This is a genomic window from Iodidimonas sp. MBR-22 (assembly GCF_029946565.1).
Lineage (GTDB): Bacteria > Pseudomonadota > Alphaproteobacteria > Sphingomonadales > Rhodothalassiaceae > Iodidimonas > Iodidimonas nitroreducens.
In genome coordinates this window covers 33531-59142 of sequence record NZ_JARKVQ010000011.1, presented here as the reverse complement: position 1 = coordinate 59142, position 25612 = coordinate 33531, and the positions used below count along the sequence as shown (strand labels likewise).

Here is a 25612-nt window from a genome sequence, read left to right as displayed (position 1 = left end):
CGCCTTCATGCATCCACTTTCAATGATAAGGGCGACCAGCCCAGGCCATCCGACCCCTCGCCCGCAGGCAGGCGACCGATCTGCTGCCAGCTTTTGGCATCAATCACCGCAATTTCCGATGCATTGGTCATCGCCACATAAAGCCGCTGACCATCGGGTGAGAAAATCGCTGTAACCGGCACGGTTTCCCCACCTTTGACCGATTGCAGGGCGATGGTTTTAATCACCGCGCGGGTGGCATAATCGATCAGGCTGATGGTGCCATCCCGGGCATTGGTGGTGATGGCATGACGGCCATCGGGATGCACCGCCACCCGGATCGGCATCCGCCCGGTTTTGATGGTGGCAAGAACCTCGTGCGTTTTTGTATCGAAAACCAAAACACTGTTATCCGTGCGGCTCGTCACCCATAGGTCTCGATCCTTGGGGCCAAGGGCGATGCCCTCGCTTTCCGGGCCGGATAAAACCGTGCGCACAACCGTGCCCGCCACCAGATCAATAACGGAATATGACCCCGAACCGATATTGGCCACATAAGCCCGCGTGCCATCATCGCTCACCGCCAGCATATGCGAGACCTGCTGACCGGTTTCGATGCTTTTTTCCACCTTGCCGCTTTCGATATTCACCACAATCAATGCGCCACTGCCCTCAGTGGTGATCAAAAGGCGGCGGCCATCCGCCGAAAAAGCCAGCCCATGGGGGCGGCTATGGGGATTGAGATCAATGACCTTCAAGGCAGTGGCGCTGGGTACATCATAAAGGCTGACGGTATGGCCCGGACGGGCCGCCGACCCATAGGCAACCACCGCCGCCACCGCCCCATCCGGTGAAATCGCCACTTCATGGGGGCCATGGCCGGTGGCGCGGGTAGCCCGAATGAGTCCGCTTTGCAGATCGATGAAGCTGACCGTATCGGCAGATTTATTGCCCACCACCAGCGTTTGCGCCGATGATGGATTTCCCGCTGCCAAAAGGCTTCCCAGCAGGACCATAATCGCCCCGCTGATCATCCGCAGCCGCCGTTTCATATGAAGCATGATCTGCCCCCCAAGTCTTGTGCACCATCAGGGCCACAGCATTAAACTTATGGTCGGTCTTGTCCAGTGATCAACAGCCTCAAGCGCAGGCAAACAGTGGATAATTCAATAAAAATCCGTTTCAGAAAGTTTCCTCGATAAAAGGCCCCATAGCCTCGCAGGTGGGACGATGGGTGAGATTGAGATGCAAGGGGCTGATCGCTATCCAGCCGCTGCGCACCAGCCCCAGATCGGTTTCACGGCCGGGGCGGCCCGGTTCCCTTGATAAACGGAACCAGTAATAGGGCACCCCGCGCATATCCATTCTTTGCTCAACCTTCAGATGCCCCAGATCCCTTTGGCCCTGTTCGGCAATTTTCACCCCCAGAACCGCATCGGCATCGATCGAAGGAAAATTGATATTGATGAGCGTTTCCGCAGGCCAACCTTCGGCCAGCACCTTTTCGATCATCCGGCGGCCAAAGCTGCGCGCCGCACTCCAATTCGTGGGTTCGGGAAACGGCTTGATGGCCTGGCTCAAGGCAATCGAGGGGATCCCCGCCAAAGTGCCTTCCATCGCGGCGGCCACAGTCCCTGAATAGGTGACATCCTCGGCCAGATTGGCCCCGCGATTGATGCCGGATAATAACAGGGTCGGGCGCTGATCCTTCATGATATGGTTGACCGCCAGCATCACGCTATCGGTGGGGGTGCCGCGCACCGCAAAGCGCTTTTCATCGATCTGGCGCAGGCGCAAAGGCTCGGTTAAAGTGAGGGAATGGCCCGCGCCCGATTGCTCGGACTCCGGGGCCACAACCCACACATCATCGGATAATTCCCGGGCGATCTCTTCGAGATAGCGCAAGCCCGTGGCGTGGATCCCATCATCATTGCTGATCAGGATGCGTTCGGCAGAAATGGCCTGGCTCATGGCGCGATCCTTTCGATTGGCCCCATATAGGGTTTAAGGGCATCCGGGATGCGGATCGATCCATCCGCGCTCTGGTAATTTTCCATAACGGCGATCAAAAGCCGCCCCACCGCCAGACCCGATCCATTGAGGGTATGCACGAAACGGGTTTTCTTCTCGCCCTTCGCCCGGCTCCGCAGACGCATCCGCCGGGCCTGAAAATCGCCGCACAGGCTACAGCTCGAAATCTCGCGATATTGATCCTGACCGGGCAGCCAGGCTTCGATATCATAGGTGGCGCGGGCCGAAAATCCCATATCACCGGTGCACAGACGCATCACCCGATAGGGGATATGCAGGCGCTGCAAAACCGCCTCGGCGCACTGGACCATTCGGTCCAATTCCTGCGCAGATTGTTCCGGGGTGGTGATCGAAACCAATTCCACCTTGCTGAATTGATGCTGCCGCAAAATACCCCTTGTATCGCGCCCGGCGGCCCCGGCTTCCGATCTGAAACAAGGGGTCAGCGCCGTTACCCTTTGGGGGAGCTGATCTTCATCAAGGATTTGTTCGCGATCCAGATTGGTCAGCGTCACCTCGGCGGTGGGGATCAGCCAGTGTTCATCCCCCACGCGATAGAGATCTTCGGCAAATTTCGGTAATTGACCGGTCCCGATCAGGGCATCGGAGCGCACCAGAAAAGGTGTGGCCACTTCCTGATAGCCATGCTCGGTGGTTTGCAGATCCAGCATGAACTGCCCCAGGGCCCGTTCCAAGCGGGCCAGCGCCCCGCGCAGCACCACAAAGCGCGAGCCGGAAATCCGCGCCGCCGCCTCAAAATCCATCAGGCCCAAAGCCTCGCCCAATTCATAATGCTCTTTGGGGGCAAAGGCGAAGGCGGGCAGATCGCCCACCTTGCGCACCTCCACATTATCGGCTTCATCGCGGCCATCGGGGGTATCATCAAGGGGCAGATTGGGCAGGCGCAAAAGCTGTTCTTCAAGGCTCTGTCCCAGTTCCCGCTCTTCCGTCTCCAAAGCGGCCATTTTATCCTTGATCTGCGCCACCTGATCCATCAACCCTTGCGCATCTTCGCCTTGCTGTTTGGCGATCCCGATGGCTTTCGATATCTCATTGCGCTCGGCCTGCGCTTCCTGCAATTGGGTGAGCAAGGCGCGGCGGCGCTGATCAAGGGCTGCGAGTTCGCCCGCCACGGGGGCAAGGCCACGGCGGGCAAAGGCTTGATCCAAACTCTGCGGATCATCACGAAACAAAGCAATATCAAGCATGAAAAGCTATCCATCCGTCTGGCATGATTGCGGATCGGGATGCCGGATCAGCCTTGAAGCTCATTCTTCAGCCGCTTTTTCCGACTGACGAGCCGCCCGCCGCGCAGACATCCCGATGGCGATGATTGATAGCTCGTAAAGCAGCAGGATCGGAATGCCAAGCCCGATCTGGCTGATGAGATCAGGCGGGGTAATCAAAGCCGCCATGGCAAAGGTGGCGACAACCGCATATTTGCGTTTTTGGCGCAGATCATCGGCGGTAATCAGCCCGGCCCGGCCCATCAGGGTCAGCAGAACCGGAAGCTGGAATGACAAGCCAAAGGCCAAAATGAGCTTCATGATCAAAGACAGATATTCGCTGACTTTGGCTTCCAACTGAATGGCAAGCTGACCATCCCCCCCTGCCTGCTCAAAGCCCAGAAAAAATTCCCAGGCCATGGGGATGATGATGTAATAAACCAAGGAAGCCCCCAGAACGAACAACACCGGGGTGGCAATCAAAAAGGGCAGGAAGGCCTTTTTTTCATGCTTATAAAGGCCGGGGGCAACAAATTTCCAAACCTGAATGGCGATGATCGGAAAGGCCAGAAAAACAGCTCCGAAAAAAGCCACCTTCAGCTTGGTGAAAAAGGCTTCATGAAGGGCGGTGAAAATCATCCGCCGCCCTTCATGGCCCATCAGGGCGTTCGCCAATGGTTTGGTGAGGAAATTATAAATCGGATCAACGACGAACCAGCAGCCGATAAAAGCCACACAAATCCCCACCACCGACCAGATCAGGCGCGACCGCAATTCCATCAGATGCGCCATCAAGGGCATTTTACCGCCCTCGATATCATCGATCAGCGGATCTTTGATCGCCGCCTCATCTTTCATGGTGGGGGCGGCCTCGCGATCAGCCACGGCTCACCTCATCAGCGCGCACAGGCGCATCTATCAAAGGCGCGGCCATCGGTTCGGCCTCCGCAAACTCAGCCTGCGCTCCGTCCTTATGTGTTTTATCATTGGGCAATTCGTTGATCGGCGATGGGGTGTCTTCACTTTGGAGGTTTTGCGATCCGGCATCTTGTGGCGCATCGGTTTTGGCGGCATTTCCCCGATAAGGCCGGGGGCCGCCATCGCCCCCCACCTTGAGATCGGAAAGCTTCGGCCCGGCTTTGACCTCTTCACCGGTGGTGGGATCGATCAATCGGGTTAATTCGCGCTTCGGGTCCTTCATGGTCGCCTGATAGGCGCGCGCTTTTTTGCGCAGATCCTCAAGCTCGGTTTCGCGTGCCAAAGCATCCATATCGCTTTGAAATTTCCCCGCCAAAGAGCGCGCCTTCGACATCATCTGGCCCACAGCCTTCATCACCTTTGGCAGATCACGCGGGCCCACAACGATCACGGCCACCACAGCGATCACCAGCATTTCAGTCCAGGCGATATCAAACATCGGCAGGCTTTCTCATCGCTGCATCAAGGTAGAACAGGCCCTGAGATAGAGAGACTCATTGCCAAATTCGCAGCAAAACACATCAAGCGCTTTTGCTGGCTCCATCAGCGGTCTCACCCACATTCTGGCTGGCGGCATCGGCGTTATTCACCCCGGCCTGGCTTTTCACGGCCCGCTTGTCGGCGATCGCTTTGCGCTCCTTTGCCTGATCGCTGTCATCCGCGGTGGATTTTTCAACCGCCGCTTCATCCTCGCGCAGGCCTTTTTTGAAACTGGTGATGCCCTTGGCCACATCGCCCATCAGATCAGAAATCTTACCACGGCCAAACAGCAAGATCACAACAACGGCGATCAGGGCGATTTGCCAAAAACCGATACTCATTTTCACTCTCCTGTTGTCCGCCGTCCGAAGGGATGGGGGCGATCTTCATCAAATTTTGCAAACCTAACCGCAAGCCACGCATCATCGCAAACACATGATGACGATTTATGGCATCATGGCGATATTTGAGGCCCGATGCAATGCGCACACTATAGCATAACTCAGCTTCTTCTACTCATAGCTGTTGAAGGAATAGTTGAAAATGATTGAGATTTGCTGAAATCCTGACGTCATCCCCAATTTTCAGGGCATCCTGCCGAGATTGTACCATGATGAAATGTGTATCAACCTGTGGCGTTTCAAGAACAAGCCTTTGCACCGGGCCCAAAAGCCGGGCGTCTTTCACCCGCATGATCAGGGCTTCAGGGCTTTGGGAAACCTGCAGGGCTTGCCCCCTGAAATAAATCGAGACATCGGCCCCGTCTTGCAATCCCCTGGCATCAAGATCGCCAAACAAGGTGCGAACACAGCCATTGCGAACCGTGCCCGCCAGCCGATTCGGCGCCCCGAAAAAATTCATCACAAAGGGATCAACGGGATTGAGATACACCTCTTCCGGCGTTCCCGATTGCACGATCTGCCCATCACGCATGATCAGGATGCGATCCGCCACCGCCAAGGCTTCATCGGGATCATGGGTCACGATCAGGGTGGGCACCGCGCGGCTTTTCAAAACATCGACCGCGCGCTGGCGCACATCGGCACGCAAGGTGACATCAAGGCCCGAGAAAGGCTCGTCCATCAGCATCACATGGGGGCGCGGGGCCAAAGCCCGGATCAGGGCCACGCGCTGTTGTTGCCCCCCCGATAATTGATGGGGCCAGGATTTGGCTTCATCAAGCAGCCCCACCTGCGCCAAAAGCTCGTGCACCACCGCCTGTCGGTCGCTCCGGCTCATTTTTTTCAAACCAAAGGCGATATTGTCGGCCACGGTCAGATGCGGAAACAGCGCAAAATCCTGAAGCACCAAACCGATATGGCGCCGTTCGGGGGGTTCGTGCACCCCGGGGCCTGCCACCTGCCTGCCGCCCACATAAACAGTTCCCCGGTCTGGGCGCTCCAGCCCCGCCGCAATCCGCAATGTGGTGGTTTTCCCACAACCCGAGGGCCCGAGCAAACACACGATCTCACCCGCTGCCACGGAAAAGGAGACATCGAGCACCACATCCCGGCCATCATAGGCAAAGCCCAAGCCATGAAGATCAAGGGCAAAGCTCATCCCTCATCCTCCGCAAGGTCGGGATCGCCGCTTTTCGCAGCATGGCGGGCGATCACCTCCTCAAGATCGGTTTGCCCATCCCCCTCATCATCCGGCGCCATCGCCGCGTCTTCGCGGGCGGATGCCTCCAATCGCGCCAAAGCATCATCAACACTATCAAGCAGGCCTGCGGCCTTCAATTCCGCCAATCCGGGCAGATCATCAATCGACCCAAGGCCAAAATGGGTGAGAAAGTCATCGCTGGTGCCAAACATCAAAGGCCGCCCGGGGGAGCGCCGACGCCCCCGGGGCCGCACCCATCCCGCTTCCAGCAAAACATCCAAAGTGCCCCGCGACAGGCCAACGCCCCGGATATCCTCGATATCCGCCCGGGTTACCGGCTGATGATAGGCAATGATCGCCAGAGTTTCCACCGCCGCCCGCGATAATTTGCGCGGTTCGGATACATCCTGACGCAGCAAAAAAGCAAGATCGGATGCCGTGCGAAACTGATAGCCGCCCCCCACCTGCACCAGGCTGATCCCATGCCCGCGATAGCTTGCCTGCAACACGGCCAAAGCCTGCTCCACCGCATCCATCGCCGTTTCATCGGGCAAACGATCCTGTAATTGCTGCATATTCAAGGGATGCTCGGCGGCAAAAATCAGCGCTTCCACCATCCGCAAAATATCGGGCGGTGGCACATCATCGGTTTCAGATTGCGGCTTTTCCGTCATCATATCAGCATATCAGCGATCAAATATGGGGCCATGGGCGGGGCGGCGCAGATAAAGCGGGCCATAAGGCTCCATCTGCTGCAATTCGGCCTGACCCGTGCGGGCCAGTTCAAGGCTTGCCACAAACATGCTGGCCAAAGCCGACCGGCGCAAGCGCGGATCATCAATATTCTGCGGCAAAAAATCGCGCAGGGTCGTCCAATTGAAAGCGCTGCCCATCAGATCATTCAGCCGCTTGATCGCCTCTTCCAAAGAATAAACCGGCCGCCTTGGGATATGGATGGAGTGCACCGTTGCGCGCACCGAAAGATCGGCATAAGCGCGCAAAAGATCATAAAAGCTCAGATCATAAAGGGCATGACGATCCACCCGCAGTCCTTCGGGGGCGCCCCGGGGATGCACATCGCGGCCCAGCCTGTCATGCCCCATCAGGGCCGCCCCGGCTTCGCGCATGGCATCCAGCCTTTGCAGGCGCATCTGAAGGCGCAGGGCCATCTCTTCGGCGCTTGGCTCGTCTTCATCATCATGCCGAGGCAATAAAAGCCGCGATTTCAAATAGGCAAGCCACGCCGCCATCACCAGATAATCCGCCGCCAATTCCAGCCGCAAACGCCGCGCCCGGGCCATGAAGGCCAGATATTGCTCAACTAAATCAAGGATCGAGATTTTGGCCAGATCAAGCTTTTGACTGCGTGCCAAAAGCAGCAGAACATCGAGCGGCCCTTCAAATCCTTCAACATCAAGGACAAGCGCCTCATCCCCATCATCCGCCCTGTCGCCCGATGGCGGGCGCGGGGCCGTCTCATCCGATGGGGGATAGGAACTCATAATCCCATCCTGATGGTCGCCAAAAGCCCATCATAAAGCCATTGGCTGGGTACCAGCAAAAGCGTGCGCCCCGGATCGAAATCCAGCCCCAATTGCCGGGTGAGCATGGGCAGTAAAAACAGCCCCCCCACCACGATGAAAAGGCCAAACCGTTCGAGCTGCGCATAGCGCCAGGCCAATGCATAAGGCAAAAGCCCCACCATCACCCGCCCGCCATCAAGGGGGGGGATGGGCAGCATATTGAAAATGGCGATCAGACAATTGAAAAACACCATCACATGCAGCATGTTGAGCAGCCAATTGCCAAAGCCGCCCCCGATGCCCCCCGCCACCGGCAACAGCACCGCCGCTATGATGGCCATCACAAGATTGGCCCCCGGCCCCGCCAAAGCCACCAAAATCATATCCCGGCGCGGATGGCGCAGACGGCCAAAATCCACCGGAACCGGCTTTGCATAGCCAAAAGCAAAGCCGGTCAGCACGATCAGGATCAGGGGCAATAAAACCGTTCCGAAAGGATCGATATGCACCAAAGGATTGGCCGAAACCCGCCCCGCCCGCTTGGCGGTATCATCGCCATTCAATAAAGCCACATAGCCATGGGCCGCTTCATGAAGGGTAATGGCCAGCAACACCGGCAGAACCCACACGGCAATCCGGGCGATGATCTCGCCAAATTCCATCACATCCGATCCTTTGCCATCCTGCTCATGACCAAGCCCGGATCAACTGCGAAAGCCGGGCGCTGGCATTATCGAGATCAGCCTCGACCGGCGATGCGATGCGCCCCAGGGCATCCGAAATGCGCCGCGCACTTTCGGAAGAAATGGGCGTCACCGCATCCAGAACCGCCCTTGCTTCCGCCCAATCCCCTGAGCAATGCAACACCAGATCGCAGCCCGCCTCAAGCGCCAGAACAGCGCGTTGGGGCATCGGGCCATCCAATGCCTTCATGGTAATATCATCGGATAAAAGCACGCCATCAAAGCCGATATCGCCCCGGATCACCTCTTCGATGCCTTTTTTCGACAAGGTGATGGGCAGATCGGGATCGATCGCCGCATAGCGGATATGCGCGGTCATCGCCATCGGGGCATCGGCCAAAGCCTCGAAGGGGGCGAAATCGGTTTCGCACAGGCTATCCATATCGGCATCCACAAAAGGCAACGCCAGATGGCTATCGGCCATCGCCCGTCCGTGCCCGGGGATATGCTTGATCACCGGCAGCACCCCGGCAGCGATCATCGCATCCATGCTCACCCGCCCCAGGCGGCTCACCATATCCCGATCAGCGGAAAAAGCCCGATCACCGATGATATCATGGGCATGGGGCCAGGCGAGATCGAGCACCGGAGCGCAATTCACCGTGATCCCCATGGCCCGCAATTCGCTGGAAACCAATGTGGTGGCCAATTGCAGAGCGGCGGCGGCCTCGATAAAATCTTCGGCGGCGATGCGGCCAAAAAAGGCCGCCGGGGGCATGGCCCGCCAATGGGGCGGGGTGAGCCGGGCCACCCGCCCGCCTTCCTGATCGATCAGCACCAGCGCCTGATCATCCTCGACCACCGCCCGAAAAGCCGCCACCAGATCGCCAAGCTGCGCCGGATCGGCACAATTACGCCGAAACAGGATCAGCCCCGCCGGGCGTTCATCGGCAAAAAGGGCTTTTTCCTCTGCGGTCAGTTCAAGACCTGCCGCCCCGACTATGATGGGTTTTCTGCGCGTCACCGGGGTGTCACCACAATACAATTCAAACCAACCGATTTTGCCTCGTCACATTTGGCAAGGGCGGCAGATCGATCAGGAAATGTGCCAAAGCGGACCCGATAATAGGTTGCCATATCCCGCTTCGCTTCAACGATTTCAGATGCCAGCCCATCAAACACCTTGGCATGATCATATTTGGTTTTCACCATCCAGGCCACCGCATCATTTTTCATCCGAAAAGCCGCGATCTGGATCGCCCATAAATCCGTGGGCAAGCCCGATGAAGCCACTTTGGCAGGATCAGCCGACACCGATATCTGGTCAGTTTGCGACGTTTCCTCGGCTTTAACCTCAGCCTCTACCGTCTTAGCGGCGCTGGCCTGGCTGATTTCTGCGCTGATTTCTGCTGGGGCCTCGGTTTCAAGGGGAGCAATGTCAGGGATTTTCGGTTTTTCCAGCGCCGTTTCCGCCCCTGCGCGCAAGGTCACCTCGGTGCTCAAGCGCTCCCCCGTCACCCGATTGAACACCAGCTTATCCTGATGGGGCACCTGCATCCCGCCGCGATCTTGCGGTTCGATCTTGGCCGGGCCTTCGGGGGCGGAAAGCCGCACCACCTCGCCGCCCTGTTCCTGCTGATCATAAAGCATCCAGATCAGCCCGCCAAAAAGGGCAATCACCCCCAGCGACAAGGCGGCCAATAAGGGCCGTGGAATCAGTGCGAACATGGCCGCGAGGCCTTGGGCGGGCGGTTCGGCCACCGCTTCATCCACGGGCTGAAGCCATGGCGGCGTTTGCTCTTTGGCCCGTTCATTGGCCGCTTCATCGGCCGGTGCGTCATTATCATTTACCATCGCACATCCATCGGACCTTTGGCCCCTCCCCAAATATATCAGTGCATTTCATCAAGCGGTTCCACACCCAAAACAGCAAGGCCCGAGGCGATCACCAGGCCCGTAGCCCGCACCAAAGCAAGGCGTGCAAGGCTCAGATCTTCATGATCTTCCAAAATGAACCGACGCCCCGGATCATCATTGCCCTGATTGTAAAGGCTATGAAAATCGGATGCCACGTCGGAAAGATAAAAGGCGACGCGATGGGCCTCATGGGCGACAGCCGCCGTTTCGATCAAACGCGGCCAAAGCGCCAAACGCTGGATCAGGGCGATTTCTGCCGGGGTTTGCAAAAGGCTGAGATCCGCGCTTTCGAGGGCCGCATCATCAAAACGCGCATGGGGAAACGTGTCCTCGCCCTTGCGCAAAGCCGATTGCACCCGGGCATGGGCATATTGCACATAAAAAACGGGGTTATCTTTCGATTGTTCTTTCACTTTGGTGAAATCGAAATCCAAAGTCGCATCATTCTTGCGCATCAGCATCATGAAGCGCACGGCACCTGCGCCCACTTCATCCACCACTTCGCGCAAGGTGATGAAGGTGCCCGCCCGTTTCGACATTTTCACCGGCTCGCCATCGCGAAACAGCCGCACAAGCTGGCAAAAGCGCACATCATAGATGGCCTTGCCCGCCGACAGGGCCTTCACCGCGGCTTCCATGCGCTTGGCATAGCCCGCATGATCGGCCCCCAAAACCAGCACCATATGATTGAAGCCACGGATGAATTTATCATAATGATAGGCAATATCGGCGGCAAAATAGGTGTAGCTGCCATCCGATTTTTTCAACGGCCTGTCGCTATCATCGCCAAAGCGGCTGGCCCGAAACAGGGTTTGCGGCCGGGGTTCCCAATCTTCGAGCTTTTTGCCCTTGGGGGGTTCTAAAACCCCTTCATAAACATAGCCTTCCTTTTCCAGCCAGGCGATGGTTTCATCGATACGGCCCGATTGATGCAGGCTGCGTTCCGAAAAAAACACCTCATGGGTGATCCCCAAGGCCGCCAGATCCTCGCGGATCATGGCCATCATCGCCTCGGTGGCAAAGCTGCGGATCGGCTCCAGCCACATATCCGAGGGCTGATCAAGCCAGGCATCCCCATGGAGTTCGGCCAAAGCCTGCCCCACAGGCACCAGATAATCGCCGGGATAAAGGCCTTCGGGGATGCTATCGACCGCACGCCCCCGGGCTTCGCAATAGCGCAGATAAGCCGATTGCGCCAAAACATCGATCTGGCTGCCCGCATCATTGATATAATATTCCCGGGTCACGCTGAACCCGGCTTTTGCCAGAAGATTGGCCAAAGCATCGCCCACCACGGCCCCGCGCACATGGCCCACATGCATTGGACCGGTGGGATTGGCCGAGACATATTCCACATTCACAGCCCCCCCGGCCCCCATGGATGAGGAACCAAAATCGGTCCCCACCCGCAAGATGGCGGCCAAGGCCCGCTGCCAGAAGGCTTGGGAAAAGCGCAGATTGATAAAGCCCGGTCCAGCCACATCCACCGCCACCACATCGGGCACCCTGCGCAATCTGGCCGATAGATCCTCGGCAATCTGGCGGGGATTTTTGCCCGCCGGTTTGGCCAGCACCAAAGCCGCATTGCTGGCCACATCCCCATGATCGGGATCGCGGGGCGGTTCTGCGGTTACGGGGCCAAGATCAAGGCCCGGGGGCAAAAAGCCTTCCGCCGCGCTCTCATCAATGGCGGTGGTCAGAAGGCTTTGGAAATGTGCGAATACATTCATATGTGAATTGCCGATATGGTAAAGAGTTTTTCATGATCGCGCAGGGCGAAACGATCGGTCATGCCGCCGATGAAATCGGCAACCGCCCGCGCCGTTTCGGTGCTGTCGGGTTGGGCGGCGCGCCGTGCCCATTCGGCAGGCAAAAGCTCAGGCTCGCTCATATACAAATCAAACAGATCGCGCACCACCCTTTTTGCCTTGGTTGTGGTGCGCCGCACCGAGCGATGCCGATACATATTTTGAAACAAAAATTCCCGCAAGCCATTCACAGCCTGTTGCATCCCATCGGAAAAACCGATCACCGCATGGCCCGCCGCACGGATATCTTCAACCGAAGACGGATCGAGCGCTGCGATCCGTGCTTGTGATTCAGCCAGTATATCATCGGTCATCCGCCCGATCAGGCGGCGCACCAATTCATGAATGCGCACGCTTTTGGGATGGTCGGGATAGGCCTTGTCGATCTCGTGCAGGCTTTCGGCCACAAAGGGAACGGCAGCGAGATCGTCGAGGGAAAACAGCCCCGCCCGCAAGCCATCGTCGATATCGTGATTATTATAGGCCACATCATCGGCAATGGCGGCCACCTGCGCTTCGCCCCCCGGCCAGCTATGCAATTCCAGATCCTGCACGGGCAGATAATCGCGAAAGCCAAAGGGCAATGCGGCGGGGGGATGCGCCGGATCGATGGGGCTTTCCACCAAAGGGCCATTATGCTTGGCCAGGCCTTCAAGGGTTTCCCAACACAGATTGAGGCCATCGAAAGCGGCATAGCGGCGTTCAAGGCTGGTGACCAGCCGCAGGGTCTGGGCATTGTGATCAAAGCCTTCATAAGGGGCCATGGCCTGATCCAATGCGGTTTCGCCCGCATGGCCAAAAGGTGGATGGCCCAGATCATGGGCCAGCGCCAGTGCTTCGGCCAGATCTTCATTCAGCCGCAAAGACCGCGCCAAGGCCCGGGCGATCTGGGAAACTTCGATGCTGTGGGTGAGCCGGGTTCGAAAATGATCGCCTTCATGATACACGAAAACCTGCGTTTTGTGCTTCAACCGGCGAAAGGCCGAAGAATGGATGATGCGATCCCGATCCCTTTGGAAAACCGAGCGCGTGGCGCTTTCGCCCTCGGGCACAAGGCGGCCACGGCTTTGGCTGCCCCGTGATGCATAGGGGGCCAGTAAAATTTCCATCGCCAGATGCGGCGCATTTTGATGCGAACTGCTCATCCGCCATGCTTATCGGCTCTTTTGCCGGGGCGCAATCCATCTGGTGCCCATCTGGTGCGCATCTGATACATTGACAGATGGCATCGAAACCCTAAATCTAGGGTGAGATGCTTTGCTGCACACTGATCTCGCAATAAAGGTGAAACCCGATCATGGCTGATGCGCCCGCCCCTGTGACCCTGACTGAAAAAGCCGCCAGCCGGCTCAAGCAGATGATTGCCAGTGAAGGCGAAGATGGCCTGGCCTTTCGCATTTCGGTGTCAGGCGGCGGCTGTTCGGGCTTCAGCTATAAATTCGATCTGGCCAAAGACTCCGAACCCGGCGATATCGCCTCCAATCAGCATGGGGTGAAGGTTTTGGTGGATGATATGTCCCTGCTTTATGTGCTGGGGGCGCAGGTGGATTATGTTGAAGATCTGATCGGCGCGTCGTTTCAGGTTAAAAATCCCAATGCCGAATCATCCTGCGGCTGCGGATCATCTTTTTCGGTGTGATCACCTGACCCTAAATCCGATAAAACGATCCCACCCCCGACAGCATCACATTGAAAGCAAGGCTGATCCGCTCACCGCCTTTGGTGGGGGTTTCATAGCCATGACGGATCTGGCTGGGAAAAAGATAGCAAATCCCCGATTGCGATGGATAGGCGATGCGATTGGCAGTGAAGATATTTTGCTGCTTTGAGGCAATCGCCAGATAAGGTTGCGTGTTGATTTCCGGCTTTTCAAACATCAAAGGCGCGCTGTTCTGGCGATCCGCCTTCAGATAATAAACCCCGCTTAATATCGAATTGCCATGCTGATGCATCCGCTGATAGCCGCCTTCAGGAGCCCGGTTGACCCACGCATGAACGATGGAAAAGGCTTCATAATCATAGCAATACACATGATCGAGACAATCTTTCACACAGCCATCGAGAAATTTCGCCAAAGCCCGGAAGCGATCTTCCTTCAAGATATTACGGTTCTGGCTGGTTGATTCCGTGATCGAGCCAAAATTCGGCTCATAGTGCAGATCATCCACCGCTATCGCCTTGTGATCGGGATTTTCATAGCGCACCACCGCGCCTGCCGGAAAAATGGGCCGCACATCGCCTTTTGGTTTTGGGGTGTTTTCGGGCTGGGACATGGGCCGTCTCCTCATCTTCCAAGGGTTGTATTTCCACAAGGCTCTGCCTATCAAATGTTTCTTATCGTGCTTCATGATCCGCGCAAAGGACAAATGCTGCGCCAACCTGTTTTTCCCCAGCCTTTTTTCTTCTGCCTTTTTCCAAATATCGCCGGGCTGTGATATGGCCTTGGCTTGACAAGCGGCCCCACCGGGGCGATCACAGGTCTATCGCATCCCCTGCCCCGAAAAGGCCCTGCTTTTATGTCGAAAAAGGCTGATCCATCCCATCCGCTTTATGGTGCCAATCTTGCAACGCTGTGGACCGTGTGGCGACGTTCGGGCGGGCTTGCCCCTCATGCCCGCCTGAAAATGCTGGCCGCATTCGGGGCAGCACTGGGGCGGCTGCCTTTTTCCCTGATCGAGCGCGGCACCGTGGCCCTGCGCCCCAAAGCTGGAGATCATCAGGCACCGATTTTTATTTTGGGGCATTGGCGATCAGGCACGACCCATCTTTATAATGTGCTCTCGAAATCTGATCGCTTTGGCTATGTTTCCCCCTTTGCCACTGCTTTGCCATGGGATTTTCTGCTTTTGGGCCGGGCGCTCGAACCATTGCTCGTGAAAAAGCTGCCAGAACATCGCTATATTGATCGGGTGCGGGTGGATGCGGATTCCCCGCAGGAAGATGAAATTGCGCTGGCCAATATGTCGGCCCTGTCTTTTTATCACGGGCTTTATTTTCCCCAAAAATTTGACGACTATTTCCAATCGGGGGTGTTTCTGGATGGTGTGAGCGCCAAAAAACGCGCTGAATGGGAAGGCATTGTGCGCCTGTTTTATAAAAAGCTCTCCATCGCCCAACCGGGACGCCAGCTTTTGATCAAAAATCCGGTGTATACTGCGCGACCGGCCCAATTGCGCGCCCTGTGGCCGGATGCCAAATTCATCCACATCCATCGCAATCCGGCGAAGGTGTTTTTATCCATGCGCAATTTCTATCAAGCCCTGTTTGCGCAATTTGCCCTGCAGGATTACGGCCATCTGGATATCGATGAGATCATTTTGGCGACCTATGATCGGATGATGCACAATCTGCGCCGGGAAACGGCCGATCTGCCGGATCATCAATTTCATGAATTAAGCTTTGATGCCTTCCAGGCCGATCCCATGGCAGAAATCGGCCATATCTATGATCGCCTCGGCATGGATGGTTTTGATACCGCCCGCCCGGTGTTTGAACGCTATCTTGGCTCGGTGGCCGATTATCAGAAAAACAGCTTCACCGCCCCCCCTGATCTGCGCCAGAAACTGATGGATCGCTGGGGCGATCATATCCGCCATTGGGGTTATGAGGACGCGCTTTGATGGGGGGCCGGCATACGGCTTTGGCTGTGATGCTCTCCCTTCTTCTCGCCGCATGCGATCAGCCTGATGCGCCGCCCTCGCCTTATGGTGCAGGCCATTGCCGCGCGCTCGCCCTTCATGATGAAGATGGGCGCCTTATTGTCGGCGTGGAAGATTTAGCCGTCGATCATCAGCGCGGCATGCTTTATCTGGCCGCCTATAACCGCCGCATCGCCCTTGATGAAACGCCCGCGCCATCCCTTTATCCCGGCGGACTGCTGGCTTTGGCCCTTGATGATCTTGAACAGGGCGGCGAAAGCCTGACGGTGACATCTCTGACGCGCGCAGCCCATGAAGCCATGCGCCCCCATGGGCTGGATTTATGGATCGGCCAAAATGGGGATGGGGATGCGGATAATAAGCGGATTTTATACAGCATTGATCGCGCGCCTTATCATGATCATCAAGGCAGGCTGATCACGGATCGGCCCCGGATCATCGCCCTGGGCCTTGATGAAAGCGGCACCACGATCACCCATATCACCCATCAATCCCTTCATGGCACGGGGCTGTGCCATCCCAATATGGTTGTGGCTTTGGCCCCGGATCGCCTGCTCATCAGCAATGATCTGGGAAGCTGCAGCAAAAGCGGGCGATGGGCCGATCAGATCTTCAACCGAGCCAATGGTGCAGTGGCGCTGCTCGATGCCCAAGGCGCCACCGAGCTGCGTGATGATCTTGCTTTCGCCAATGGCCTTGCGGTTGCCGATCACAAAGGCAGGCCCCATCTGATCATCGCAGAAACCCGGGGCAAAAATCTGCGCATCCTTGATCTGGGCGATGCCCGAAATCCTGCTCCCGCCCCCGCTCCCAATGGCCTGCCCAAGCTGATTGCGCTTGCTGCCGCCCCCGATAATATCAACCCTGGCGATGATGGGGCCTTTTATATCGCCGCCCTTGATCATCTGTTGTCCTATGCTCTTTTTCGCGCCTTCAATGCCCCCCTCAGCCAGCCCGACAGCATCATTTATCGTCTGGAACTGACGGCTGATGGCAGGGCAAATCTCAGCCAAGTGCTGCGGGTCGATGGCAAGGTTTTTCCCGGGGCCACAAGTGCTGTAAAAAGCGGATCGCATCTGATCATGGGGTCGGCCTTTGGCGAGGGATTGGCCATCTGCACGCTCCATTCCGCCAAGGCAAAAACGGCTATGGGCCAAGGGGACAATGCATGAATGGGCCTGTTTTAATCACCGGCGGCGCGGGTTTTATCGGCAGCAGCCTTGCCCGGCAGGTGCATCAGCTCGGGGCTGATGTGCATGTGCTTGATCCTGCCGCCTGCCCTGATCTTTTGCCACCCGATCTTTTGCCAAAAGGCGTGATCGGTCATCCCGGGTCGATCCTTGATCAAGATGCCCTGATGAACGCCATGAAGGGCTGCGAAACGGTTTATCATCTGGCCGCCAATGCCCGGCTTTGGGCGGCTGATCCCGGGCTTTATGAGCAGATCAATCATCAGGGCACGGCCCGGGTGATTGCCGCGGCCAGGGCCCTTGGGGTGCAGCGGCTGATTGCCACCTCCACCGCCCTTATTCTCCGCGATTGGCGCGATCCCAATCCCGAACCGATCAGCGAAAATGATCCCAAACCGCCGCTGGAATCCATGCCCGGCCCCTATAGCCGATCCAAATGGCTGGCTGATGAAGCCTTGCGCCGGGCCATGGGCGGATCGCTGGAAATCCTGATCCTTTATCCCACGGTGCCCATGGGGCCACCCGATCATTTCGCAACCGAACCAACCGATATGATCAAAGGGTTTTTGCACCATCCCCCCCCCGCTTATCTGGAGATGGGCCTCAATCTGATCGATGTGGATCAAACCGCAAAAGCCCATCTGGCCGCAGCCCAAAATGCCCCGGATGGCAGCCGTTTTGTGCTGGCGGGCGAGACCATCGGCTTTGGGGCCATGCTCGATCATCTGGCGCAGATCAGCGGCCGCCCGATGCCCCGCAAAACCATTCCCTATTGGCTGGCGGCCATGGCCGGCCATGGGGGCAACATCATCAGCCGACTGAACGGTAAAGCCCCCGCCGCTTCAGTGGAAGGGGTGCGGGCAGCACGATTTTTCCGCCGCTATGATAGCAGCCTTGCCCGCGCCCTGCTGCATTGGCAACCGCAGCCGGCCAGCCAGATTTTAAAGCGCACGGTTGAGGCTATTCTCGATCCGAAGGGCTGATCCGCGCAAATAAAGCCATCTGCGATGGCCCGCCCAAAAGCGGATGGGCCCCGCCCAATGGCTTTAAATCCACATCATAGCCATGGCGTTTGGCCACCCCACGGGCCCAGGCGGCAAAGCGGGCGCGATCCCATTCAAAGCGATGATCGGGATGGCGAAAGCGATGGGGCGGCACCCCCAGCAAATCATTGAATTCGCTATTGGGGGTGGTGATGATGATCCAGCGCGGGGAAAAATCATGAAATAATCGGCGCTCAAGGCGCGAAAGATCGGCGGGATCAAGATGCTCGATGGTTTCCAGCATCACCGCCAGATCAAATCCCTGCCAGCGCTGATCGGCATCCAGCATCGATCCTTTGGCAAGGGTGACACGATCACGATCTTTTTGCGGCAGGGCGGACAGTGTCTGGCGCAGGCGGCGGATCGCCTCTTCCCCCATATCCATCCCGGCGAGCTTTTCAATCACCGGATATTTCAGCAATTCAAGGATCAAAACCCCATCGCCGCAGCCCATATCCAGCACCGACCGCGCGCCCAAGGCCAATATATCCGCCACCACCTGATCAAGGCGGGCCAGATGCAGCTCCGTGCTCATTGGCCTGCCTTTTTGAGAAAAACCACATCCTTCGCCGGGCTGTGGCAGGATAGCCCATAGTGATCGGCCAGAATCTGAAAACTGCGCAGGCGATAGAAAATTACATGGGTGGGATCGCGGCGATAATGCCATTGGGCAAAGCGGGCATCATCGGTTTGAAAACAGGTCATGATCGCCAAAACCCCATGGGGCGCCAACAGCCGCACAAGCTGATCAAATATCTGAGCCGGGTGATAAAGATGCTCGGCCACTTCGGTGCAGCAGATGATATCATAAGCCCCCGCCTTTTCGCCCGGATCGATGGCCGCCTGATCGGGATGGAAAAAAGGATCATAAAGGACGCAATGATGGCCTGCTTCCTTGATCATCATCGCCAAAGCCGGGCCGGGACCGCAGCCAAAATCAAGAGCCTGAAGGGGCCTCTCAGCTAAACTTTGGCCAGCGGGGTTTTGATCCAGATAAGCCAGCAAGGGATCGAGAAGCCGGGCGATAAAGCGGCGATAGCCGGGATCATCCACGTCATTTTCATGCTGATCATAATGGGCTTTTTCGGCCATGGGCGGCAAATGATGGCGCGGATGTAAAAACCGGATCTCGCACTGCTCGCAGGCATGATAGGCTTTGCCCTCAATCTCGATGAAGGGCATCGCCCCGGCCATACCGCATAGCGGGCAGGCTATCGTCTCATCCTTTTTGGATTTGTGCATAAACCTCATCCAGCCCCTGCGCCAGGGCCGAAACGATCCGGTCGATTTCCGCCTCGGTAATGATGAAAGGCGGGCAGATCACCAAAGAATTGCCCGTGGGGCGAATGATCACCCCCTTCATCAGCACGGCATTCGCGATATGGCTGCATAATCCCATCTCCAGAGGATAGGCAGTGCGGCTTTGGCGATCACGCACCAGTTCGATCCCGGCCAAAAGGCCGATGCCCCGGATTTCACCCACCAAAGGATGATCGCCAATGATGGATGCCAAAGCCCGGTGCAGAGCGGCCCCGGATTGCCCGGCCTTTTCCACCAGATGTTCGCGTTCGATGATCGCCAGATTTTCATGGGCCACCGCACAGGCCACGGGATGGCCCGATGTGGTGAACCCATGCTGAAAGGCGCCGCCCTGATCCAGCACCAGATCGGCAATAGAATCTGTGACTACCGCCGCCGCCAGGGGCATATAGCCCGAGCTTAAACCCTTGGCCAGAGTCATGAAATCAGCTTCAAAGCCGTAATGATTTTGGGCAAACCAATGGCCGGTGCGGCCAAATCCGGTCACCACCTCATCGGCGATCAGCAAAATGCCTTCTTCTTTGCAGATGGCGGAAATCTCCGGCCAATAGCTCGATGGCGGCATGATCACGCCCGATGTCACCTGTATCGGCTCGGCAATGAAGGCGGCAACCTGATCGCGCCCCAATTCCATGATTTTGGCCTTCAAAGCGGCGGCGGCTTTGCGGCCATAGGCTTCGGGATCAAGATCACCCCCCAAACGATACCAATAAGGGGCTTCGATATGGCTGACGCCGGGCAAAGGCAGGCCGAAAGCCTGATGCATCACCGGCAGGCCATTGAGGCTGGTGGTGAGCATGGTGGAGCCATGATAGGCGTAATCCCGGGCGATGATATGCTGGCGCTCTGGTGCGCCTTTCAGCCGCCAATAGGCACGCACGCATTTCAGGATGGTTTCATTGGCTTCCGAACCGGAATTGGCAAAAAATACCCGATTGAGCGATCCCGGCGCCAGTTCAGCGATCCGTGCCGACAAGGCCGCGGCATGGGGATTGGTGACCGCCTGAAAGCTGTGATAATAGGCCAGATCGTGCATCGCCGCGCTGGCTGCCTGTGCCAGTTCCGGGCGGCCATAGCCCACATTCACGCACGCCAAACCCGCCATCGCATCCAGAAGCGCCAGATCCCCCTCGCCATAAAGGGTGGAGCCCGATGCCCGCTCGGCGATGAACGCCCCCGATTGGGCCAGCGCCTGATGATCGGTAAAGGGATGGATATGATGCCGCCGATCCCCCTCACGCAGAAACTGGCGCTGCTGCGCGCGCTGTTCGGGGCTTGGTGCTGTGGGCACGGCTGATGTTTTTTGCTGAGAGGCCATGACGATCCTTTTTCACAGGAATATCATGCCCCTGATACGATGGTCATGGCTAAAAAAGCCTTAAGATCGCGGCATCCGTCCTCGTTCCACCCAACATCGTAAAACCATCAACCCGTGCAGATATAGCTTTTGAGCGATTGGGCCTCCATCTCCGCCTCGGCAATGCGGATTTTGACGATATCGCCAATGGAAACAAGGCCCAACAGCCGATCATTGTGCACCACCGGCACATGGCGAAAGCGGCCCTTCGTCATCACCGCCATGAGGGACGCAATGGTTTCATCGGGGGATGCGGTCACCACATGGCGGGTCATGATCTCGTGCACGAAACGATCTAAAAGCGCAGGGCCATGGATGGCCAATTCTCGCACCACATCGCGTTCCGACAGCATCCCTGCAATGCTCCCTTCATTATCGAGCACCAGAACGGCACCGATTTTTTCCTCGGCAAGCAAAGCCACCGCATCGCGCAGGCTGGCGCTTTCCAATATACTGGTAACAGCCGAGCCTTTTTCTTTTAAAATCGAGGCTACAGTCATGGAACTCTCCCCTTGTCATCCTCTGTGCTGGCGAATATGGCTTTGACTGGCTATGCTGTAAAAGCTGCGAAATGAGGTTAAGAATACCATAACCATAGGGTGCATGACCATGGCTTTCAGACAACAGGCGCGGAACTGGCGTTTCCTTTCCGCCGGGCTTTTATTGCTCTCGATGCTCGCCCTTTTCCTGATGATCGCCCCCGGCCCCGGCGTGCGGATCGAACTTTGGTCATTCGGGATGGCGATCAGCCTGATGCGCTGGGCTTTTTATATTGCCGCCTTCACCGGCGTGGTCAGCATTCTGGCTTTGCTGATGGCCGCAGCGGGTGGCCATAATGCCATCAGCGGGCGGCTGGCTTTATCGATCCTTTTAAGCGGTGCCGTGGTTACCACGCTTTATCTTTTGCGCAGCGATGCCACCGCCGCCGTGCCGATCCATGATGTCACCACCGATCTTGCCGATCCGCCGCGTTTTCAAAGCCTTAATCCGCGTGATGGCAGCCCGATGATCGTGCCGGATCGTGGGCGCAGCGATCTGGCTGATCTGGCCCCCGAAACACGCTGGCTGGTTTATCACCGGGAAGCTTATGGCGATCTTGCCCCTTTGATGCTCGATCTGCCCCTCGATGAGGTGCAAAATCTGGCGCTGGCCGCAGCCAAAGATCTGGGGTGGGAAATCGCCGACGCCCCAATCGCGGATGAAAGCATTTCCGAAAGCGCCTTGCCCGAAAGCGCCCTGCCCGAAAGCGCTTTGCCCGAAAGCGCTTTGATCGAGGCCACAGACACCACATTCTGGTATGGTTTCAAAGATGATATCATAGTGCGCCTGCGCTATGAGAATGATCAAACCCGGGTGGATGTGCGCTCTGTTTCCCGCATCGGGATCAGCGATCTGGGGGCCAATGCCAAACGCATCCGCGCCTTCCTTGAAACCTTGTCAGAAAAAGCCATATCCCGCTCATGAAAACAGTGTTCACAGTTGCCATCCTGGGTGCCCTGCTTTTGGCTACCGCCATCACATCCTATATCGTGATGCAGGAAATCACGGATATACCCCTTAGTCTCCATGGCATGATCGCCATGGGATTGGGGATTGTCTTTACCATTGGCATCGGTGTAGGGCTGATGTGGCTGGTTTTTTATTCGGCTCGTTCGGGCCATGATCAATCCGCCCATGGCGATGAACGCGAATAATCCTTTTTTTGGGGGTTTACAGCCCTTCATCACATCCCGGCTTTCATAGCCCCAAAATCAGCGGACCCCGTTTATGACGATCGCATCCTTTCAGGATTTTTGGAATCTTGTCGTCGATGTTTGGCAGCATGGGGTTTTTGGCATCCATATTGCCGACAGCCTATTTGCTTTGGGGATTTTTCTCCTCTTCATCATGCTGCGCAATATCCTGACCCGCTTTATTTTATCGGCTTTACAAAGAGCAGCCTCGCGCACAAAAACCGATATTGATAACCAGATTCTTGAGGTCATCCGGGCCCCTGTTCGCTTCATTCCCATTGTTATGGGGATCTTTTTTGCCACCAGCGCCTTGAATGTGGGCGAAGATGTGGAAGCGTTCTTCAACCATATCAATCGCTCCCTCGTCACCTTCACTTTATTTTGGACCTTGCATCGGATCGTTTCCCCCATCGGCGGGATTTTGATGCACAGCCGAGGGATTTTAACCCCGGCGATGGTGGATTGGATCATCAAATCGGCCAAGGTTGCCTTCATTTTGCTGGGCTCTGCGGCCATACTTGAAATCTGGGGCATTGCTGTCGCCCCGATCATCGCGGGGCTTGGGCTTTTTGGCGTCGCGGTGGCTTTGGGGGCGCAGGATCTGTTCAAAAACCTGATTTCGGGGCTTTTCGTGATTGGCGAACGTCGCTTTCATCCCGGCGATTGGATTTCTGTTGATGGCGTTGTGGAAGGTGATGTGGAGGAAATCGGCTTTCGCACGACCAAAATCCGCCGTTTCGACAAGGCCCCCGTTTATGTGCCCAATTCCAAATTATCGGATAATGCGGTCACCAATTTCCAGAGAATGACCTATCGCCGCATCAAATGGATCATCGGGCTGGAATATCGCACAACCGGCGACCAGCTTCGCCGCATCCGTGATGGGATCGAGGCTTATATTCTGGAAAGCGATGATTTTGCCAAACCCGAAATGGCCAGCACCTTTGTGCGCATCGATGCCTTTTCAGCCAATTCCATCGATATTTTGCTCTATTGCTTTACCCGCACCACAAAATGGGGCGAATGGCTTGAGGTGAAAGAGCGGCTGGCCTTCAAAATCAAGGACATCGTTGAAGAAGCAGGAGCCGGATTTGCCTTCCCCAGCCGCTCGCTTTATGTGGAAACCATGCCCGATGCCGCCGAAAGCTTTCCCCAATCTGCCAATAAGGCCGATACGGCAGCCCAATCCTTGACAGCAACCAACGAAATCGTTCAAAAAAATTCTTAACAGTACGATGCTGTGTTTTCAGTGTCCCCAACAGAGACCCTCTCCATGACCATAAAACGCGATCCGATCATTCGCACGGCCCCGCGCCTTGCTGATCTCAATCTGAATGGCCATATTTTCGGCGGCTGGCTGCTATCGCAAATGGATGTGGCGGGTGGCATCACCGCCAGCAAACGGGCCAAGGGCGCGGTGGCTACCGTAGCTATCGAGGGCATGAAATTTCACCGCCCGGTGCATGTGGGGGATTTGATCAGCTGCTATGCCGATATCAAATCTGTGGGCCGCACATCTTTGCATATCAGCGTTGAGGTCTGTGTAACCCGCCGAGGCATCGAGGAAGAATTCACCGTAACCGAAGGCACCTTCATCTTTGTGGCCGTGGATAGCGAAGGCCGCCCCCGCCCCGTGGATCAGCCGGACTGATCCCTTCGCCCTTATCAGAATGATCAGGATCGCGCCAAAAGGACCAATAAGCGCTCTGCGGCCTTGGTGAAATCCTCATCTGTTTGCACCATCGGCAGATTGGGAAAACCACGCGCAAAATGGCCCCCATCCGCCCTGTGCGATGGGGCTGGCCTGAAGCCCCCGGCATCGCAAGATGAGAGCACCGTTTCTGATCCCGCCATCCATGCCTTCATCGCATCGGCATTAGGGGAAACCACCACGGCCTTCATGGAAGGATAGCGCGCCTGCGCCCGGGCCAGAATGTCCATATCCGCTGGCACCACCACATCAAGACCGGCATCCATCCAGCTTTCGATCTCGCGCCCGATGCCATAGAGTGTCGATCCATCGCCCCAATGCAGGGCAAAAAAGCCCTGGTTCACATAATCATGGAAAACATCGCGGGGCAGATAATGCGCATCTTCAGCCCGCGATGGCTCCACCCTTTTGCTGCCGCTATCAGAGGGAAGTGCGAGATAGCGTCGCGGGAAAATCACCCGGCCACGGCCCAGATGATGGGCGCGGGCCTGCTGCACCAGCCGGCGCATCCCGCCACCCGGTGGCCCGATCAAAAGAACCAGCCGCCCTGCTAAGTTGATCTGCTGATGATCCGGGGTCGCTTCACCCACAATCTTTCCAAGAAACACGGCGCTCTCGCTATCAGGTCAATTCAGATCAGAATGCACCAACTGCGTTTAAGCCATGTGACATTGAAATGAGAGAATTGTGACAAAAGCGAGGATAAAGCGGGACTCAGGCGGCTTGGCACTGCCGGCACAATCCCTGCACCTCAACCGTTTGGCGGCGGATCAGAAAGCCATGCTGATCGGCCTCATCGCGCACCAGCCTTGCGATATCCCGGCCCAGAAGCTCGGTCACCACCGCACAATTTTCGCAGATCAAAAACTGGCTGACATGGGCTTCCCCCGGTGATGGGCAACCCACATAAGCATTGAGGGATTCAATCCGGTGGATCAGCCCGTTTTCCAGCAAAAATTCCAGCGCCCGATAAACCGTGGGGGGGCGCACCGCGCGATCAGGGGCCGACAGCAGTTCGAGCAGATCATAAGCCTTGACCGCCGCGTGGCCGTTCCAGATCAGTTCCAGAACCCGCTGGCGCATCTCGGTCAAACGCGTGCCCCGGCGGGCACAGATCAGCCGGGCCGTATCGATAGCCGCCATTTGACACTGATCATGATCATGCGGCCGATGATCGGATATCATTCCTTGATCTCTTTGTTTTTGCACCATGGCCTCCCTCTCATTCTGCCAGCTTAGCGCGATCAGGCGATAGATTTCTACCTGCTTTGGCGTTTTTCGGGTTTAACGTGTCATAGGTGATATTAAGGCTTGACGATAATGAGATAATATAACATTACAGTTCCCAAGAAACAAATCCCCATAAATTCAC

At 56.8% G+C, this 25612-nt stretch carries 29 protein-coding genes; 8 read left to right on the top strand and 21 right to left on the bottom strand.

Features of this window, described 5'->3' with window-relative positions; all coding sequences use genetic code 11:
- Positions 1–5 precede the first annotated feature (5 nt).
- The 14 genes from QK300_RS09645 to QK300_RS09580 form a co-directional block, all read right to left on the bottom strand.
- Positions 6–1040, bottom strand: a complete 1035-nt coding sequence (locus tag QK300_RS09645) for a YncE family protein (RefSeq protein WP_281301482.1) — start codon at positions 1038–1040, stop codon at positions 6–8.
- A 121-nt stretch (positions 1041–1161) separates the two neighbouring features.
- Positions 1162–1950 (bottom strand): 5'/3'-nucleotidase SurE, encoded by a 789-nt coding sequence (gene surE, locus QK300_RS09640; protein ID WP_281301481.1) that lies wholly within the window; start codon positions 1948–1950, stop codon positions 1162–1164.
- Entirely contained in the window at positions 1947–3218 is a 1272-nt protein-coding gene (gene serS, locus QK300_RS09635; RefSeq protein ID WP_281301480.1) for a serine--tRNA ligase, read from the bottom strand. Before serS ends, surE begins: the two co-directional genes overlap by 4 nt.
- 60 nt (positions 3219–3278) lie before the next feature.
- Positions 3279–4121, bottom strand: coding sequence for a twin-arginine translocase subunit TatC (tatC, locus tag QK300_RS09630; RefSeq protein ID WP_281301479.1), 843 nt, complete (start codon positions 4119–4121; stop codon positions 3279–3281).
- Positions 4114–4653 carry a Sec-independent protein translocase protein TatB gene (gene tatB, locus QK300_RS09625; RefSeq protein ID WP_281301478.1) on the bottom strand — a complete coding sequence of 180 codons (540 nt, stop codon included), beginning with the start codon at positions 4651–4653 and terminating at the stop codon, positions 4114–4116. Before tatB ends, tatC begins: the two co-directional genes overlap by 8 nt.
- A gap of 82 nt (positions 4654–4735) precedes the next feature.
- Positions 4736–5035, bottom strand: coding sequence for a twin-arginine translocase TatA/TatE family subunit (gene tatA, locus QK300_RS09620; RefSeq protein ID WP_042083270.1), 300 nt, complete (start codon positions 5033–5035; stop codon positions 4736–4738).
- A gap of 175 nt (positions 5036–5210) precedes the next feature.
- On the bottom strand, positions 5211–6254 hold the full coding sequence (locus QK300_RS09615; RefSeq protein WP_281301477.1) for an ABC transporter ATP-binding protein: 1044 nt from the start codon (positions 6252–6254) through the stop codon (positions 5211–5213).
- A complete protein-coding gene (gene scpB, locus QK300_RS09610; RefSeq protein ID WP_281301476.1) occupies positions 6251–6973 on the bottom strand; it encodes an SMC-Scp complex subunit ScpB in 723 nt (240 codons plus the stop codon). The genes QK300_RS09615 and scpB overlap by 4 nt, the downstream gene beginning before the upstream one ends.
- Before the next feature lie 9 nt (positions 6974–6982).
- Positions 6983–7798, bottom strand: coding sequence for a ScpA family protein (locus tag QK300_RS09605; RefSeq protein WP_281301475.1), 816 nt, complete (start codon positions 7796–7798; stop codon positions 6983–6985).
- A complete protein-coding gene (locus QK300_RS09600; protein WP_042083265.1) occupies positions 7795–8481 on the bottom strand; it encodes a site-2 protease family protein in 687 nt (228 codons plus the stop codon). Before QK300_RS09600 ends, QK300_RS09605 begins: the two co-directional genes overlap by 4 nt.
- 25 nt (positions 8482–8506) lie before the next feature.
- The gene (nagZ, locus tag QK300_RS09595; protein WP_281301474.1) at positions 8507–9526 is read right to left on the bottom strand and encodes a beta-N-acetylhexosaminidase; all 1020 of its coding nucleotides are present in this window, start codon (positions 9524–9526) and stop codon (positions 8507–8509) included.
- Positions 9523–10356, bottom strand: coding sequence for an SPOR domain-containing protein (locus QK300_RS09590; protein ID WP_281301473.1), 834 nt, complete (start codon positions 10354–10356; stop codon positions 9523–9525). Before QK300_RS09590 ends, nagZ begins: the two co-directional genes overlap by 4 nt.
- Before the next feature lie 38 nt (positions 10357–10394).
- Positions 10395–12149, bottom strand: a complete 1755-nt coding sequence (gene argS, locus QK300_RS09585; RefSeq protein WP_281301472.1) for an arginine--tRNA ligase — start codon at positions 12147–12149, stop codon at positions 10395–10397.
- Entirely contained in the window at positions 12146–13372 is a 1227-nt protein-coding gene (locus QK300_RS09580; RefSeq protein ID WP_281301471.1) for a deoxyguanosinetriphosphate triphosphohydrolase, read from the bottom strand. Before QK300_RS09580 ends, argS begins: the two co-directional genes overlap by 4 nt.
- A gap of 152 nt (positions 13373–13524) precedes the next feature.
- Here QK300_RS09580 and erpA point away from each other — a divergent pair, with 152 nt between their 5' ends.
- The gene (gene erpA, locus QK300_RS09575; RefSeq protein WP_281301470.1) at positions 13525–13866 is read left to right on the top strand and encodes an iron-sulfur cluster insertion protein ErpA; all 342 of its coding nucleotides are present in this window, start codon (positions 13525–13527) and stop codon (positions 13864–13866) included.
- Between the two features lie 10 nt (positions 13867–13876).
- On the opposite strand, the gene QK300_RS09570 is transcribed toward erpA, so the two are convergent.
- A complete protein-coding gene (locus QK300_RS09570) occupies positions 13877–14500 on the bottom strand; it encodes a TIGR02466 family protein (protein ID WP_052370712.1) in 624 nt (207 codons plus the stop codon).
- Positions 14501–14743: 243 nt separating this feature from the next.
- Here QK300_RS09570 and QK300_RS09565 point away from each other — a divergent pair, with 243 nt between their 5' ends.
- The 3 genes from QK300_RS09565 to QK300_RS09555 are packed head-to-tail and all read left to right on the top strand — an operon-like array spanning position 14744 to position 18059.
- Positions 14744–15847 carry a sulfotransferase gene (locus QK300_RS09565; RefSeq protein WP_281301469.1) on the top strand — a complete coding sequence of 368 codons (1104 nt, stop codon included), beginning with the start codon at positions 14744–14746 and terminating at the stop codon, positions 15845–15847.
- Positions 15847–17058 carry a hypothetical protein gene (locus tag QK300_RS09560; RefSeq protein ID WP_281301468.1) on the top strand — a complete coding sequence of 404 codons (1212 nt, stop codon included), beginning with the start codon at positions 15847–15849 and terminating at the stop codon, positions 17056–17058. Before QK300_RS09565 ends, QK300_RS09560 begins: the two co-directional genes overlap by 1 nt.
- Positions 17055–18059 carry an NAD-dependent epimerase/dehydratase family protein gene (locus tag QK300_RS09555; RefSeq protein WP_281301467.1) on the top strand — a complete coding sequence of 335 codons (1005 nt, stop codon included), beginning with the start codon at positions 17055–17057 and terminating at the stop codon, positions 18057–18059. Before QK300_RS09560 ends, QK300_RS09555 begins: the two co-directional genes overlap by 4 nt.
- Here the strand turns inward: QK300_RS09555 and QK300_RS09550 are convergent.
- The 4 genes from QK300_RS09550 to QK300_RS09535 all read right to left on the bottom strand — a co-directional run bounded on the left by QK300_RS09550 (position 18037) and on the right by QK300_RS09535 (position 21296).
- On the bottom strand, positions 18037–18654 hold the full coding sequence (locus QK300_RS09550; protein ID WP_281301466.1) for a methyltransferase: 618 nt from the start codon (positions 18652–18654) through the stop codon (positions 18037–18039). The two genes, QK300_RS09555 and QK300_RS09550, sit on opposite strands and share 23 nt — an antisense overlap.
- Positions 18651–19361 (bottom strand): class I SAM-dependent methyltransferase, encoded by a 711-nt coding sequence (locus tag QK300_RS09545; protein ID WP_281301465.1) that lies wholly within the window; start codon positions 19359–19361, stop codon positions 18651–18653. The genes QK300_RS09550 and QK300_RS09545 overlap by 4 nt, the downstream gene beginning before the upstream one ends.
- Complete coding sequence (locus QK300_RS09540; protein ID WP_281301464.1) at positions 19339–20757, bottom strand: aminotransferase; 1419 nt, start codon at positions 20755–20757, stop codon at positions 19339–19341. The genes QK300_RS09545 and QK300_RS09540 overlap by 23 nt, the downstream gene beginning before the upstream one ends.
- Positions 20758–20864: 107 nt before the next feature.
- On the bottom strand, positions 20865–21296 hold the full coding sequence (locus tag QK300_RS09535; RefSeq protein WP_281301463.1) for a CBS domain-containing protein: 432 nt from the start codon (positions 21294–21296) through the stop codon (positions 20865–20867).
- Positions 21297–21405: 109 nt separating this feature from the next.
- Between QK300_RS09535 and QK300_RS09530 the strand changes: the two genes are divergently transcribed.
- The 4 genes from QK300_RS09530 to QK300_RS09515 all read left to right on the top strand — a co-directional run bounded on the left by QK300_RS09530 (position 21406) and on the right by QK300_RS09515 (position 24180).
- Positions 21406–22260 carry a DUF1499 domain-containing protein gene (locus tag QK300_RS09530; protein ID WP_281301462.1) on the top strand — a complete coding sequence of 285 codons (855 nt, stop codon included), beginning with the start codon at positions 21406–21408 and terminating at the stop codon, positions 22258–22260.
- Positions 22257–22490 (top strand): hypothetical protein, encoded by a 234-nt coding sequence (locus QK300_RS09525; RefSeq protein WP_281301461.1) that lies wholly within the window; start codon positions 22257–22259, stop codon positions 22488–22490. Before QK300_RS09530 ends, QK300_RS09525 begins: the two co-directional genes overlap by 4 nt.
- Positions 22491–22563: 73 nt before the next feature.
- Entirely contained in the window at positions 22564–23757 is a 1194-nt protein-coding gene (locus QK300_RS09520; RefSeq protein WP_281301460.1) for a mechanosensitive ion channel family protein, read from the top strand.
- A gap of 45 nt (positions 23758–23802) precedes the next feature.
- Positions 23803–24180 carry an acyl-CoA thioesterase gene (locus tag QK300_RS09515; protein WP_281301459.1) on the top strand — a complete coding sequence of 126 codons (378 nt, stop codon included), beginning with the start codon at positions 23803–23805 and terminating at the stop codon, positions 24178–24180.
- Between the two features lie 23 nt (positions 24181–24203).
- Here the strand turns inward: QK300_RS09515 and QK300_RS09510 are convergent, their stop codons facing one another.
- Positions 24204–24848, bottom strand: coding sequence for a hypothetical protein (locus QK300_RS09510; protein ID WP_281302298.1), 645 nt, complete (start codon positions 24846–24848; stop codon positions 24204–24206).
- A 106-nt stretch (positions 24849–24954) separates the two neighbouring features.
- On the bottom strand, positions 24955–25383 hold the full coding sequence (locus tag QK300_RS09505) for a transcriptional repressor (RefSeq protein ID WP_281302299.1): 429 nt from the start codon (positions 25381–25383) through the stop codon (positions 24955–24957).
- Between the last annotated feature and the right edge of the window lie 229 nt (positions 25384–25612).